The organism is Collinsella sp. OF02-10 (assembly GCF_003463445.1).
GTDB lineage: Bacteria > Actinomycetota > Coriobacteriia > Coriobacteriales > Coriobacteriaceae > Collinsella.
In genome coordinates, this window is sequence record NZ_QSCW01000020.1 from 1 (window position 1) to 12,785 (window position 12,785).

The 12,785-nt window shown below is 49.2% G+C and carries 13 protein-coding genes; 3 read left to right on the forward strand and 10 right to left on the reverse strand.

All coding sequences use genetic code 11. The annotated features are described in order from the left end of the window. The coding region (locus tag DXA43_RS10495; protein ID WP_233540056.1) for a hypothetical protein at window positions 1-193 on the forward strand (193 nt) is incomplete at its 5' end. Window positions 194-303: 110 nt separating this feature from the next. Here the strand turns inward: DXA43_RS10495 and DXA43_RS08710 are convergent. Continuing rightward, window positions 304-1,713 carry a hypothetical protein gene (locus DXA43_RS08710; protein WP_117779137.1) on the reverse strand — a complete coding sequence of 470 codons (1,410 nt, stop codon included), beginning with the start codon at window positions 1,711-1,713 and terminating at the stop codon, window positions 304-306. Between the two features lie 75 nt (window positions 1,714-1,788). On the opposite strand from DXA43_RS08710, the gene DXA43_RS08715 reads away from it, so the two are divergent. Next, window positions 1,789-1,992: a hypothetical protein gene (locus DXA43_RS08715; RefSeq protein WP_117638224.1), complete on the forward strand. Its 204-nt coding sequence runs from the start codon at window positions 1,789-1,791 to the stop codon at window positions 1,990-1,992. A gap of 272 nt (window positions 1,993-2,264) precedes the next feature. Here the strand turns inward: DXA43_RS08715 and DXA43_RS08720 are convergent, their stop codons facing one another. The 5 genes from DXA43_RS08720 to DXA43_RS10210 form a co-directional block, all read right to left on the reverse strand. Further along, window positions 2,265-3,197 carry an Abi family protein gene (locus DXA43_RS08720; RefSeq protein ID WP_117806875.1) on the reverse strand — a complete coding sequence of 311 codons (933 nt, stop codon included), beginning with the start codon at window positions 3,195-3,197 and terminating at the stop codon, window positions 2,265-2,267. Window positions 3,198-3,468: 271 nt separating this feature from the next. Then, window positions 3,469-3,915: a DUF2188 domain-containing protein gene (locus tag DXA43_RS10615; protein ID WP_370448009.1), complete on the reverse strand. Its 447-nt coding sequence runs from the start codon at window positions 3,913-3,915 to the stop codon at window positions 3,469-3,471. Window positions 3,916-4,386: 471 nt separating this feature from the next. Beyond that, entirely contained in the window at window positions 4,387-5,286 is a 900-nt protein-coding gene (locus tag DXA43_RS08730; protein ID WP_199580557.1) for a hypothetical protein, read from the reverse strand. Then, window positions 5,273-5,785 carry a hypothetical protein gene (locus tag DXA43_RS08735; protein ID WP_117776309.1) on the reverse strand — a complete coding sequence of 171 codons (513 nt, stop codon included), beginning with the start codon at window positions 5,783-5,785 and terminating at the stop codon, window positions 5,273-5,275. Before DXA43_RS08735 ends, DXA43_RS08730 begins: the two co-directional genes overlap by 14 nt. 949 nt (window positions 5,786-6,734) lie before the next feature. Continuing rightward, complete coding sequence (locus tag DXA43_RS10210; protein ID WP_147344746.1) at window positions 6,735-6,956, reverse strand: hypothetical protein; 222 nt, start codon at window positions 6,954-6,956, stop codon at window positions 6,735-6,737. 198 nt (window positions 6,957-7,154) lie between these two features. On the opposite strand from DXA43_RS10210, the gene DXA43_RS08740 reads away from it, so the two are divergent. Then, window positions 7,155-7,934: a transglutaminase domain-containing protein gene (locus tag DXA43_RS08740; RefSeq protein ID WP_117806876.1), complete on the forward strand. Its 780-nt coding sequence runs from the start codon at window positions 7,155-7,157 to the stop codon at window positions 7,932-7,934. Here the strand turns inward: DXA43_RS08740 and DXA43_RS08745 are convergent. From DXA43_RS08745 to DXA43_RS08760, 4 genes are read right to left on the reverse strand one after another with little or no spacing between them, the layout of a single operon-like run. Then, window positions 7,931-9,355 carry a lipopolysaccharide biosynthesis protein gene (locus tag DXA43_RS08745; protein WP_117806877.1) on the reverse strand — a complete coding sequence of 475 codons (1,425 nt, stop codon included), beginning with the start codon at window positions 9,353-9,355 and terminating at the stop codon, window positions 7,931-7,933. The two genes, DXA43_RS08740 and DXA43_RS08745, sit on opposite strands and share 4 nt — an antisense overlap. Before the next feature lie 40 nt (window positions 9,356-9,395). Beyond that, window positions 9,396-10,601 carry a Coenzyme F420 hydrogenase/dehydrogenase, beta subunit C-terminal domain gene (locus tag DXA43_RS08750; RefSeq protein ID WP_158564972.1) on the reverse strand — a complete coding sequence of 402 codons (1,206 nt, stop codon included), beginning with the start codon at window positions 10,599-10,601 and terminating at the stop codon, window positions 9,396-9,398. A 2-nt stretch (window positions 10,602-10,603) separates the two neighbouring features. Then, window positions 10,604-11,590, reverse strand: coding sequence for a glycosyltransferase family 2 protein (locus DXA43_RS08755; RefSeq protein ID WP_117806879.1), 987 nt, complete (start codon window positions 11,588-11,590; stop codon window positions 10,604-10,606). A gap of 9 nt (window positions 11,591-11,599) precedes the next feature. After that, window positions 11,600-12,769: a sugar-transfer associated ATP-grasp domain-containing protein gene (locus DXA43_RS08760; RefSeq protein WP_117806880.1), complete on the reverse strand. Its 1,170-nt coding sequence runs from the start codon at window positions 12,767-12,769 to the stop codon at window positions 11,600-11,602. Window positions 12,770-12,785 lie beyond the last annotated feature (16 nt).

Below are 12,785 nucleotides of genomic sequence, written 5' to 3' on the forward strand. Positions count from 1 at the left end.
GAGGCGGGGCATGCCCCGCCTCTTACACCACATCTCTGCACGCTACCGGGGTGTGCTCGGCGGTTTTCGGTTTTTCCTCGCACTTCCGAAAAACACGCTTAAACCGCGCGTCCCGAAGCATAAAACCGCCGGATATTTGCTTTTCCCCAAATGGGATCCTTGTTTTGCCAAGCCGAATCTTACATCTAAATAAAAAAGAGGGCCGACGCATCAACCCTCTTCAGGTGTCGCCCGAAGGCTTCCACCGCAATTAAGTGTATTCTAGTCGTTAACCTATGCTTGTGAAAGGCAAAGATGATTCAACTAGCCAACAAACATCCAGTCACTACCGGCAGTACTCGGAATCTTAGACGAATCGCCGATGCACACGATGGTCGCCGAAGCGCCGGCCACATACTTGACCTCAAGAACGGAAACACCTTGCTCCTTAAGCCTTGAGGTCATCTCGGTTATCTGAGTTTTATTCACGTCATTTTTGCTGACCAGCTTAACGCCATTGGCATCATTTTCATTCAGGCAGGATTCAACCGTATTGTAATCGGACCAATAACAGTACTCTCCAGAAAGCCATCCAAGCTCAGTGGCGCATATCGATCCAGTCGCAGAAACCGTCTTTGGAAGCAATCCGTAACGTTGCCTTTCCTCAAATTCCAGAACATCGCAAAATACGTGATTAGCATTAAGTAATCTCGTTCCACAATAGTCCCCATAAAATGGCGCAAAGTGATTGCGGATAGTCCGCGACAACATCAAGTAGTCGTAGGTGTAATAGCCCATGAAAATTCGCAGACCGTCTCCCCCGGATCCCTCAGCAGAACGACCGAATTCAACAAGGAACTGGTCCCACATGCTCTCAATATAGGGAATTGCGAGTTTAACGCTATCCCTATCAGACAGAGGAGTCTCGCTCTTCTGCTGCATTATCCCCGTAGTATTTGCCAAATGGAAATGAGCGGCCATACGCTCGATCGTTCGGATGAACTCAGGACGATTCCCATCCTCTATAGCCATAATTGCGAAGAAAACACTTCTCAACAGGAGATCATTCGAAAAACGCTGAGGTAAAAGATCACCATATTCACGCTCGTATGCGAATAGCCTGGCTTCGCCCGTATCAATTGAAGAGTAATTAAATACGGAGTACGACGGAACAACATATGACGGAATGACATATGAGCGCACACGGCTACGCTTAATTTGATAACGCTTAAAAAAGGTGGAAATCCAAAAGGTCACAACACCAAATAATGCCAGCTCAAACTCAAAGGCAATACTCGAAGTATCAAGCACATCTAGCCCCTGTCCTCCGAGATAGCCATCGATAACAAAGTGATCGAATGCGACGGACAGCAAAAGAGACATGAACGCCTCGAATGAGAAAGGAAGGGTCCGGTACCGCAATTTACCCCTTGCATGCTTGATTACCCCAAGAAACAACCAATAGAAAAGGGTGGGCATGTATCGCAGCGAAGGACCTGGAACTGAAAACGCATCGCAAATCGCAGCCACAATAAACACGGGGAGCTGGCAACAAATTGTTGGAGCGAGAATTCGGTAGGCAACGTTCAACCTGCCCGACTCATCGGAGGGGTACAGTTCTTCGACGGTGTATTGCCCTCCAATCGCCAAGGGCCCAGCAAAGCGGACAAGCTGAACGCTCACCAAACCGGTAAAGACATAAAAGACAATCCAAAGAATAGTGACCGATTCCACCTGTAAACAATCTCCTCAAGTCATACGCTTGCGATTAATTGTAGATAGACAAAATTGAACAGGAAGCGACAATATTTGAAACTGTTGTTTTACGCTCCCCGGATCAAATGCCTTCAATTAAGAAACCCGGCGAAAAACCAAGACTACAAAATCGAAGAATACGCCCATGCAGAGCTTGACCTGAGCAGCAGCCTCACTGGCTTTTCCTGGAAGGTCTCGGTAACAAGTCTCGAAGAGGCGCAAGACGGCCTCATGTTGAAGCTGCCGCATCGCGTATAGTCAACCCAGCACGGGTCAGAGCGCCGCCGGGGACCAAAGCGGGCCCACCATCCGTCCCCTCCCCAACATTCCCCAGAAAGCTCGCTGATGTTGACTGGTGTTCCCGTAAAATAAACCTCAACAAAATATGTGCGGAGTGCTGGCCTGGAGCTGCCTTCGGACCCTATTGGCTGCTCACCGAGAGGCTCCGCTATGAAACGACCCCTTTACTACCTGCTCTGCGCGATCTCATGCGCATCCAACTTGTAGGGTAAATTCATCGCTCGCGTCGATTACGACCCCAATATTTCCTTAGGAAACACGCTCGGCAAATCGTTAACGCCCATAGCGAAAAGCACTTTTGCGCTGGCATCGTTGCTGAGCTCGTCGCTCAACTTAAGTGCATCAAGCAGTATATTTCGGCGTAAAATCTTATAGTCATCCTCAGTCAGCACTAGCTCAAGATCGCTTAAAACCCCTACTAGATTGACATCGTGAGACGGAGATACCCTGGCGCAGAATAGACGCTCGTCATGCGCACAGATATTTCGAAAATCTTTAATGTGATCATATGCAAGTCTTAGCCTACGTGGGCTGATGCGCTTATCGACTTCATGGGTCTCAGAATAGAGACCGGAAAACGACTTGGCAATGGAATTTCTCATGCTTTCTGGCTGAAACTCGTAGAACTTGAATGCCTGACCAAGCATCAAATAATTCATAAGAATCCATACCGGCGTATTATCGTGATTATTCTCATAATGCCGAATATAGTCCCTTTTATAATCGCTTTTCCATTTTTGAGACCTACATAGCACCTTCTCGAAATCACAAATGAGCGTGTCGATCTTTTTTCGATAACCAGCATCAGCACGGTAAGATCTTCTATCCAGGTATGCTTCCGGGCTATCTTTATGGGCCATTGCGAAACGATAAGAACAGACAGTTTTAAGAATCGCTTCCGCCTTGTTAAAGTACTCAAACATGAGCAGACGCAATGAACGGTCAAATTCGAATAAACGATATATATCAGAAAACTTCGTACCTTTTACGAATAGCTCGTGGCAAGAATCTCCGCGCTGGTCGAGAAATAAATCCTTGCAACCGTTAATAACCGGATAGTATCCCTCGCGCTCCAAAACTAAACGAGTATTGTTATCGCATTCGAGTCCACGGCTTTCAAGAATAGCAATCTGCTCATCAATAGATTTAAATGGTTTATCCATTAGGACCCCTTAAACGCGAAAACCGCCTTTCGGCGGTTCCCACGGACCAAGCCGGACGTACCGTCGCAAGGCCTCATCACAACGATTACTTTAAGGGAGAACTCGGGGTCCGTCAATCCAATACCACGAATCCCCCAAATCAACCCTTTGAAGAGACCAAACAACCAATTCAGGTAAAATAGCCCCAAGCTCGTATTTCGCCACAATGAAGAAGTCATTTAGCGACAACGGACGCGATATAACGGGCCGTTGTCGGCATGGAGCCGACCCCTTATCCCCTCGGTGGGAAGGGGTCGTGGCCATGGGAATCCCTTGCGCGGATTCTGCCGTCACGACGATGGATGATCAACTCCGACTCTTGATTGGAGCAGATGCGTCGACCGAGCTTTATTGCCTCGCTCTGCGTTGTCGTAACGAAAGAAGCGCGACATGCCCCTTCGCCCTTAACCTGCCAATTGCCATCCGAACGCTTCGTAATGTGCTGATTTCTACCTTTCATAATCACCTCGCCTTCAACTCTGAACTTGCCGATGTGTCTACAGCATGAGATATGTGACAGAAGCCCTCGTGCCGTTTTTTCAAAAGTGTAAGCACTGGCGCGGACAAAAAACGAAGCGCACACAGCAGGACCGTTGACCCACCTGGCTTTCTGGTCGCCCCGCACACCCAGGCGAAAGAGCTTTGGGACACTGAAGTTCGCACCCAAAGAGGCGTACATTGGTAAGCTGACGGACGAACGCCTCTATATAAACGCAGCCAGCTACTACCATGATCTACCCGGCGAGCAGGGTGATTCATTGGAAGCGTCTTTAGCGTACGGGACGGGTATCTACGCCAGCTGGCTCTTGCCGTTTTCCGCATGTTCACGGTGCGAGAGAGCGACATCGTTGACAGCACATAACATTCCCCGCACGGTAACGTCTTTTACGGTGCCTCAAATCTAAGCTCAACCGCCGAGGCATTCCAGGGCATCCCGCGTAACCCTATTAACAAAACGCCTAAATACACATCATTACACTCATGAAAAAAGGGCAACACTCTCTTGTCGAAAGCGTCACCCTTAAAGCTCCCGTAGAGCTTTTGTATCACAGGACAATATCCTACACCATCTCAATGAGATGAAAGGACACATCTAGGCCTGTCGGGTAAAAGCGTGGGCAGGCCACGAATGAACGAGACGACAGCAGGACTAACGGTCACCGCAATCAAAAGAGCCCAAATAATGCAGCGCACCCTTCACTCGCGGAGCATTAGGGTCTTCACCCAAGAAATTGACGCTATAAGAAGGAGCTCCAACATAGACATGAGTCTTACCGGTCTCGCAACAGAATAAAATATCGCCAGCGCTGTTCTGTGTCAAAGTGTTGCAATTCGAGTAATAATCAAGCTCGTCTGACGGGGCTTCTCCTACAACAATCAACCGAGGCTCCAACTTATCCAGCCATGTCTTAGGGACGCGACCGGACTTCCGTCCATGATGCGGCGCAAAAAGAATGTCCACAGGCGAAAGCGCAATGTCATCTTCGATCGCCTCCATGTAGTCATTCTCCATGTCACCAAGCCAAAGCGCACGGACCCCTTCATCAAGAGAGTAGACAATCGCAGGACAAATATTATTGGGTTTATCAGAGCTTTCGGCATCCCGCAAAGCATCCCGAAAGGTCTCATTATTCACATCGGGCCAGAGGACGCTAATCCCAGCAGAACCGCGCTCACCATCAGAAACGTTCATCCATTTGCGCTTACACCCCTTGTATATTTTGTAAGCGCACGACGACTCCTTCAGATCTTTATACTTTTTGAAACTCTCAGTCTCCGTGGACTTGGAGACATTATTGTCAACGTAATAGAAATTCTTAATAAGCCCGAGCTCATCAAGATACTCAATACCCTGAATATGATCTTGGTCCGGATGCGTACTGATAAAACGAACGACGCCCTTTTTCCCTGCAAGGTTTTTGACCTCATCAAGGATTTCCGACTTACGCTCATCGGTAATATTACAGTCAATCATGCTGAAGTTATCAGTATTGTGATTGATATAAAACATGTCGCCGTTATCAACGGATAGAGACTTAATCTCGCTCATGGTTATCACACTCCTCAAGATTGAAGTTGATTCGTTTTTCTACATACCGTTCCTGCTTGATCCAGGAGGCAACAAATAAGGCGATAAAAGAGCACAGCGCCGCTGGAAGCCGATGAGATTCCGGCAACAATGATGCAAGCAGAATAATTACGAGCAGGACACCGGCCCCCGCCAGGCTGCGATACATATTTGAAATCATTAAGAGCTGCTCGACCTTTGGATCGCGTTTCTGAGCATATGCAAAGGCAGAATAGTCCCGCTTTCCGGTCGGTTGTAGTTTGCGGACCAACGGTTCAATGCAAAGAGAGCCAATCCGCGACGCAATAAGACCGAGAACATAACTCATCACAAATAGTGCCAACCAGTTAGAGCAGTCGATACAACTGCCCAACGGCATCTGACTGACGGAATATGTTACGAGTGCACCCGGTAAGAGCACATTGAACAGATCGTAAGCAGAGATTTTTCCAAGCAAATCATCTAGATAGTTATTGGCCAATAATTACGCACCTCCAATAATCCAAAAGCCATCCTTCGCATTTTTTACAAACTAACCCACCCCGCCACGCAAGTGTCAGGTTCTTGAAGAAGAGCTATTTGAAAATGATTTGAACAAACGGGGGCGCATACTGCTGTTGACCAATAAGCGCACACGCCCCTAAAGAAATTTAATGGACCATCAATATGGCCTCGATTTTGACAACTATTCCATCCGACTCCTTCCGAACAATTAGGTTGTAATGGGGAAACGACGCTTCTCGTTGTTTCAATTGTAGCCCTTCGCCAGTTCCATATCCTGTTTTCTTTTTTGATGATGAGCACAAGATGTTGTGTTTTAACAGGTAAACGCAGCTAAAATAATGCGGAACTTATTCACGCGAAATTACGAGTCAACTCATCCCCTTGTAGACAGCACCCTTGACCTGCATGAAAACATAATTAGACTCAATCACTTTCGCCCGGTACAAAGTCATCCACATCGAATACCTGTTCGAAATTAACAAAAGATTTTGCTTGACCAACATGTTGAGACGCCTGCTTATTGCCCGGTCGTAAGCCGCAATAAACTAGGCAGCAGCCTCGCTGGCTTTTCCTGAAAGGCCTCAGTGCCGAGTCTCGAAGAAGCGGAAGACGGCCTCATGTTGAAGCTGCCGCATCGCGTGTAGTCAACCCAGCTCGGGTCAGAGCGCCGTCGAGGACTAAAACTGGCCCGCTCCCTCCCCCTCCCCAACTTAATCCAGAAAGTTCGCTGATGTTGACTGGTGTTCCCGTAAAATAAACCCAACAAAATATGTGCGGAGTGCCGGCCTGGAGCTGCCTTCGGACCCTATTGGCTGCTCACCGAGAGGCTCCGCTATGAAACGACCCCTTTACTACCTGCTCTGCGCGATCGCGTGCGCGTCCATGGTCGGCGCGACGATGCCTATGGTAGCCATCGCGGAGGCGATTCAGCCTCCGACAACAGCCGAGCAGCAAGCGCAAGCCGACGCCATGAGCAGCGACACAGGCAAGGCTGAAGACGGCACGGACACAAATGCGACAGCAGATACCGTAGAGGACAGCACCGCAACATCCACCGGCACCAGCGCCGTCAACACGGAAAGCGCCAACGGCACCGCCGCCACGCCCGGCACCGCCGCCGCAACAGGCATCCCCACCGCAACCGGCACCCCCGCCCCATCCCTTAGCGCCCAAACCACCCCCACACCGCCGCAATCTCAACCGCGCCACAAACCACCTACGCCCACTCCGCCACCGCAACCCAAAACGGCGTCACCTTCACCGTCTCGTGGAACGACGCCCCCGCGGGCACCGCGACGACCTTCCACGTAACCCAGACCAACGGCTCGTCCCAGGCCAAGGCGCGCATGGACGTGCCCACCTACTGGGACGGCGGCAGCCAGGAAAGCGTCTGCGACCCGTCGCGCCCGGCATGGGCCAGCTACTACAGCCTGGGCACCGCGGGCCACGACTTCACCTTCGACTTCACGGCATCGGGCACGTACCGCATCTACTTCTACTTTATGGACAACGACAGAAACGACCCCCAAAACGACAAGGGGATCTACTACCTGCGCACCACGGCGGAGGTGACCGTAAACGACCCCGCCCGCCCAAGCGTCACGCAGATCGTCAACGACGCCGTAACCCAGTGCAGGCAAGAGACGAACGGCTCGGAATACGACATGGCGCTGTGGCTCCACGACTGGACGCTCGACCAGCTGGAGTACGACCACAGCCTCAACTGGTGCAGCGCCGAGAGCGGCCTCACCCGCCACCAAGGCACCTGCGAGAGCTACCAGCGCATCTACTCCAAGCTCCTTGACGCCGCGGGCATCGCCAACGGCCGCATCACCGGCAACGGCCACACCTGGAACGCCGTAAAGATCGGCGGCAAATGGTGCCAGATGGACCTAACCTGGGACGACACCAGCGAAAACTGGTACGGAGACCTGGACCAGCGCCATCTGTACTTTGGCCTGACCGACGAGCTCATGGCAATCGCCCACTCCGATCACACGGCAAACTACCCAAAATGGGCGCTGAGGCTCATGCTTGCCCCGGCACCCATGTGCAATTTCTTCGGTACTGTTTCACAGTATTCAGCAGTGCTCAAACGAGTAAATGCCCAATCAGACACCGCTTAAGCAGATTGCTTACGCTTTCCAACTACCTTCATGCCCTTGCGAGCAATGTCTAAGAGACCGTTCCTAAGAACGAATAGAAGGGCGAAGAAAAGCATGAACTCTGCAATTAGAATGCCATGAGAGAACGGTGCAAAAGACAAAGCCACTTGGGCGCCAATCAGAATAAAGCTGGCAGCAATCTCTCCCCTGTGAAAATCAAGTTTAATAAACTTACGTGTATCACGCGCGCGCACTGCAGCGATAACGGCATAGCTAATGGCAGTAGCGCCAGCAGCGCCCATAATTCCAAACGCCGGAACAAGAAGCAAAGTGAGCGCTATGTTAACGATGGCGCCAATAGCAGTTGTAGAGAAGGCCTTCTTGCTTTCTTTGGTAACGACATACGTTGTTCCAAAAAAAGCGGCAACACAGGAAAAGAGATTCGCAAGCGATAGCATTGCAACTGGCTGCCAGGAGCCTTCATACGATGAGCTCATGAGGAACGTGTAGACAGGGTAAGCAGACGCAGCAATAAGGGACGAGGCAACGGCAAGAACCACAAAAATATAGCGAAAGACCGTCGACTGAAACTTAGCATTGTCCGCGGATTCTCGCTCTTCAATTGCGGAAATCTGCCATGCCTGCATGAAAATGTTGTAAACGATGTTCACGATCTGAGGGATCTTCTGGGCAACGTTGTAGATACCGTTTGCGCTGGCACCAATGAAGAACAGTATTACATACCTGTCGGAAGCCGACATAATCCACCACATAAGCGAGTTCGGAATTAGAGGTATGCAGTAGGTCAACATGCCATTTAGCGCATGTCTATTTAAGCTGGAGAATGAAAGGTAATTCCATAGTCTACAGGACACGATGATGTGCAAAGCTCCGATGAATTGCGCAACAACCATAGAAGCAAGGTAGCCGCCAACACCAAGATGCCACACTGCAAGTGCAAGTACGTTCGAAAAGGCAGTAACAAATGTAATGACCACTCCATTGGCGGCGAATGCCTTTGAATTGCCGATTCCGCGAAGAAGCTGCATGAATACGTAGTTGAAGCTGGTCAAGCAAAGTAAGAGCAAGAAATAAACGACGTTATCACCGATAACGCTGAGCATGCGAAACAACGGGAACAGTAGCCAGCAAATAACCCAGCCAGCGATAACAACAAGAAGCGAATTCGACGCAATGGTCTTAACGTCGGCTTCCTTCGAGACCGTGAATCGAAGAACAGCTTCGTTCATACCAACCATAGCAAATGGAACGAGCAAATTGACCGTAGCGGTAACAAGGTCAGCTGTGCCATACTCTGCGGTCGTTAAATAATAAGTATAAAAGGGAACAATGAGAAAGGTGATAACCTTGCTACCTAGGTTCCCAATAAAGAAAACCACAGAGTTCTTAACTAATTTCTTATATTTACTTTCTGCAGTCATCTGCCTATCCAAACCATATAGCGATTACAACGAATGCAGCCTACTTGCCGAGTATCCGTTTGAGTTTTCGCCTCACACGAATCAAAAATGTATCCTCAAAGCTCCACTTCGAAGAAAGCTCCCTTATGCTCGCACCGTCGGCAAGAGCATGAAGAAACTTATTTCTTTGAGGATGAGGGGCTACGGAAATAGCGAGCGCAGGATTCCCGCCAATCACCTCTTCATAGCTAGAAGGCCCTATTTCAAGCTTAGGCGATACCCTGTCGAACCATTTCTTGCCTTTATCGGTATTGCACAGAACGGCAGAGACCCCCATAGAGGAATCAACTTCGGGATGAATGGAGGGGAATCCCCAAAAATCACCAAGAGTTAAATCTGACCCGCAAGAGCGCTTTGCCGGACAATCAAAACATGAAGAACGCAACGACGCGTTGTCCAAAAATGCTCTCATATACCAATCGTCACCAAAGCGGCCACCTAAGACGCGTTGATCGTCTTTCTCCGTCCTTGCGTAGTAAAGGACGGAGTAAGACGACCATCCGGTCGTCTTACTCCGGAAATTGACATCATCAATTACAGAGTTTTGGGCAGAAGACTGGAAATCAATCCATTTTCTCCAGAGCAGAGGCGATGGGGCGCCGTGGCAGATAACGTCAGCAGAAATAAAGAAAGCAGAATCTGCTAGCTTGCCCAGATAGTTCCTCATGCCAGAAACCTGGCAAGCAGTGCCCGTAAAGAAAACTAAGCGTTCCGCCAGAAGATAGTCCTTGACCTCTCGATAAAGAGAAGCAGGAATCTCGCTTTGTACATATTTTGATCGCTGGAGTCTTTTGAGACCCTCTAAATCAGTAACACACTCATGTCGAACCGTATGGCAGTGCTCCTGGAAAGAAGCCCCAACGACAACACCCTCGGACTCAATAGCAGCATCGGCAAGCACACCAAAGAGCCCTCCAGACGATGATTGCTGGAGAACATCACTTGAAAGAGACTTGGCCCAAGACACTTCAACAGGCTCGACAACGGGATTGCGACTTAATACGGGGCAAGTCGAGTCACAAGCACCACACCCGATACATAGGTCGGAATTGAAGCTGGGCCTTAAGAAGCCCACCTCGTCCGGCGTCATCGAAAGACATCCCTTCGGGCATTTGGCAGAGCAGGCGCCGCATCCACAGCAGGAATCACCCAGAGAGATGATTTCTGGTGCCCTATCAGCCCTTCCCGACTGTTCTTGCTGAGTCATTCTCATTTCCTCTTCTTTACGGCACGCAATGTTGAATTAAATGCCCTCGAAACAATTCGTGGAGCGTTAAGATACATCGCTCTACGCACCCTATCGACACCACTTAGCTGAGGACTGTCACACTCGGTAAACCTAATAGCGTTAAATAGTCGATCTTCCTCGTTCGAACTCATTTGGCCCGAATCGATACCCATTCCAAGAATCCTCAAAGCCTCATGAACCTTGAACTGACGAAGATGACTAACAATCTCAGGACTGTTCCCTGGATAACCAATCATCTGATCAATAGCATCGAGAGAGCTTAGCAAACTATGGTTGAAGCCGCTGGTGGTAGCGCTTCCAGGGCGATCCAAAATATTCCACAACGCAAGGGGCTCATAGTGAAGGCCGCGACATACCTTAAGATAGGTAAATACAAAAAGACCATCCTCGGTATGGGCAATCCGCTCGTCAAACCTTAAGCCGCACCGTTCAATTAACTCACGAGAAAAAAGCTTATAGCAGGAACTGCCGATATGTATCGAATTGTAAACTCCAAAGCGGAGAATAGCGGCATCGGAGGATAGATCCTCAATGGACATGTCGACAACCTGATTGCCGCAAACCTCCAAGCCGTTAACCACAGAAACAAAATTTGCATCTGCAGCAATTAGGGCACCCGGTTTAAGGCTTTGCATCCGCATCATCTGCTCGCATGCTTCAGGTTCAAGCCAGTCATCAGAGTCGAGAAAGATAACATAGTCACCAGTCGCAAGATTCAGCGCATGGTTACGTGCGCGAGAGACACCGGAGTTTTCTTGGCGTGAAAGCACCACCCTTGAATCAGCAGAATACGTCTGGAGAACACTCCATGTGCCATCAGACGACCCGTCGTCGACAACGACAACCTCAATGTCCTCATACGTCTGGGAGAGAGCAGAAGAGACACCACGCCCGATATAATTCTCAACATTAAATGCGGGAATAATTATCGATACTTTGCCTTTCATAGGCGGCAACTACCCCAAATCTTTGTAACCGAATTTATATTTAAGCCGCTCGTGAGGAGCCAAATTGTTCATGAAACGAAGCCACTGAAGTATTTCCGCCGTTGCGTCACCAAACCCTGGAATGCCATTCGCCATCTGGGAAAGCCAAATAGAGCCTCCCCTAATATTGGCTTCAATAACAATCGGCGCGCCATCTTCCCCGATGGTAAAGTCCCAACTGATAAGGCCCATTTGAGGCATCAACGAATGCATGCGCTTCGCCGCATCAATAGCACCGGGAACACCAGCAATCTTATATCCCTGAAAAACAACCCCCGTGTCAGGATGTTTCTCGAACCGATCATTAAACTCAGTAAGGGCCGATGGTGCAAGCAAACCTTCATTTGAAATGCCAATGAACATGCCGCCAGCATGCGCATTATCCACCGCACTCTTTCCGCGACCAATCCTCATCAGCAGAGGTAAAGAACGGAGTTCGCCTTGCCAGCGGTATGTCATAATCCTCAGTGTATTAACGCTCTCAGGATGTAATTTAGCCACTGAAGAATGGCATGAGATTACTTCTTGAACTGTAAAATCACTGCCGAGCAATTCGAATAATTCTTCAGCAGTAGTACCCGTCGCAGCATCGACACCGGAAGCAAAGCAATAAGACCCGCAGCCTTCGCCCGAACAAGTCCCTACTGTCGGTTTTGCAAAGCAAGCACCACAGTTGTCAATTAAATTAAGTGCAGTCTCTTTGGAAATCTCTTTGAAGTCGGAATTGCGAAGAACCCCAGACGTGCTTGTAACGATTGGACGTGGAGTTCTAACCCCAGCTCTTTCGGCAAACAATGGAAGAAGATTCTTATCCTCAAATACGGTGGCATACGCCACCGGCATATTCATATATCGTTCGAACTCAGGGATAAACAGGAGTTCCGGAAAAAACCTGACATCGAACTTGCCAGAAATTGCAAGATTATGCCGATGCCATGTGTAAGGGATTTTTCTACCATAGTTCTCAACATAAAACTTGTCGATGGCACGCATTTGCTCGGAAGAGAGCTCGACATCACTGAGAATAGATTTTCTTTTGGGATCTTTAAACTTTGTAATTTCTGCATGTCGAGCGCGATGAATCTTGACGTTCTCTAAGACATCATATAAGCCATCTTTAACATCTGATTTGAGAGACATGTGTTCTCCGATAACT

What these genes read in the sequence shown, in the direction of transcription:
- DXA43_RS08755 (WP_117806879.1), bottom strand. Translation starts at nt 11,590, where the DNA reads ATGAAAGGCAAAGTATCGATAATTATTCCCGCATTTAATGTTGAGAAT.
- DXA43_RS08745 (WP_117806877.1), bottom strand. Translation starts at nt 9,355, where the DNA reads ATGACTGCAGAAAGTAAATATAAGAAATTAGTTAAGAACTCTGTGGTT.
- DXA43_RS08740 (WP_117806876.1), top strand. Translation starts at nt 7,155, where the DNA reads ATGGACGTGCCCACCTACTGGGACGGCGGCAGCCAGGAAAGCGTCTGC.
- DXA43_RS10615 (WP_370448009.1), bottom strand. Translation starts at nt 3,915, where the DNA reads ATGTACGCCTCTTTGGGTGCGAACTTCAGTGTCCCAAAGCTCTTTCGC.
- DXA43_RS08760 (WP_117806880.1), bottom strand. Translation starts at nt 12,769, where the DNA reads ATGTCTCTCAAATCAGATGTTAAAGATGGCTTATATGATGTCTTAGAG.
- DXA43_RS08720 (WP_117806875.1), bottom strand. Translation starts at nt 3,197, where the DNA reads ATGGATAAACCATTTAAATCTATTGATGAGCAGATTGCTATTCTTGAA.
- DXA43_RS08730 (WP_199580557.1), bottom strand. Translation starts at nt 5,286, where the DNA reads ATGAGCGAGATTAAGTCTCTATCCGTTGATAACGGCGACATGTTTTAT.
- DXA43_RS08750 (WP_158564972.1), bottom strand. Translation starts at nt 10,601, where the DNA reads ATGACTCAGCAAGAACAGTCGGGAAGGGCTGATAGGGCACCAGAAATC.